Source organism: Sphaerochaeta sp. UBA5836 (genome assembly GCF_002432845.1).
Lineage (GTDB): Bacteria > Spirochaetota > Spirochaetia > Sphaerochaetales > Sphaerochaetaceae > Sphaerochaeta.
The window spans coordinates 1-1207 of record NZ_DJGW01000034.1; the positions used below are offsets into that span (position 1 = coordinate 1).

Annotated in this window: 2 protein-coding genes; one reads left to right on the forward strand and one right to left on the reverse strand. The window is 53.5% G+C overall.

Annotated elements, in window-relative coordinates; translation table 11 throughout:
- A partial coding sequence (gene zupT / locus B3F49_RS02725; RefSeq protein ID WP_293908866.1) for a zinc transporter ZupT occupies positions 1 to 809 on the reverse strand: 809 nt, incomplete at its 3' end.
- A gap of 135 nt (positions 810 to 944) precedes the next feature.
- Between zupT and B3F49_RS02730 the strand changes: the two genes are divergently transcribed.
- The coding region (locus B3F49_RS02730; RefSeq protein ID WP_293908868.1) for a hypothetical protein at positions 945 to 1207 on the forward strand (263 nt) is incomplete at its 3' end.

Sequence of the window (1207 nt, forward strand, 5' to 3'; positions counted from 1 at the left end):
ACCAGACTCACGGCCATTACCACCATGCCGGCGATGACACCGGTGATGGCAACGTGGTGTTCGCCATACTCTTCGGCGGTGGGCAAGAGTTCATCGAGGGAGATGTAGACCATAATGCCGGCAACTGCGGCAAAGACAAAACCGAAAGTAACGTCGTTGAACCAGCGTCTGAGCAAGAAGTAGCCGATGAAGGCTCCCACCGGTTCGGCAAGCCCTGAGAGCAAGCTGAGCCAGAAGGCTTTCTTGCGGCTCTTGGTGGCGTAGTAGATGGGAACGGAGACGGCTACGCCTTCGGGGATATTGTGGATGGCGATGGCCACTGCAATACTGATACCCAGCTGTGGCTCACTGAGGGCTGCCATGAAGGTGGCCAAGCCTTCAGGAAAGTTGTGGATGGCGATGGCCAAGGCACTGAAGAAGCCCATCCGCATGAGTTTTTGGTCATTGTTGTCGACATAGGGCTTGGCCTGTGAACCATGGTCCTGGATTTCATGGGGGTTTTCGTAGTCGGGGATGATCTTGTCGATGATGGCAATAATGGCAATGCCGGCGAAAAAGGCGACGGTGGTCAAGGCATAGCCGGGTTTTGCTCCCAGGGCGCCTTCCAGCGATTCTCTCGCTTTCACAAAAATCTCAATCATAGCGACATATATCATGACGCCTGCGGAGAATCCAAGAGCGGCGGCAAGGAACCTCGGATTGAATTTCTTGGAGAAGAAACCCATCACCGAGCCTACGCCGGTACCAAGGCCTGCAAACACCGTCAACCCAAAGGCAACAAGCAGCGTTGAGACGTCGAATTCATACATGGCACGCATCTCCCGATGACTCTACCCTATCATGCTCCAGCCAAGTGGGGCAACTGTCTTTTGTAGATTCCCTTTGCAACTGGAGAACCCTATGCAATGAAGAAATACTGATCCTTAGTCAGATAGGAGGACTCTATGGAAAAGAACCGGAAAGAGAAGCTGTCAAAGCCCAAAATTGCAATCCTCGTCACGTTTGCCTTGGTGCTGCTCTTCATTTTCACCTTCGGATGCTATGGCTGCAGCTACCAACCTGTGCTGGAGGAGCCGACAGCCGAAGAGGCGATCGATATGGTCTCACGCCTTGCAGGCAACCGATGGGAAATCGACGATACCGAGGGCATCCCCCCTTTTGCAGAGCTGTTCGGCTTCTGTCTGAAGGAAATCTCGTTCGGCAGTGC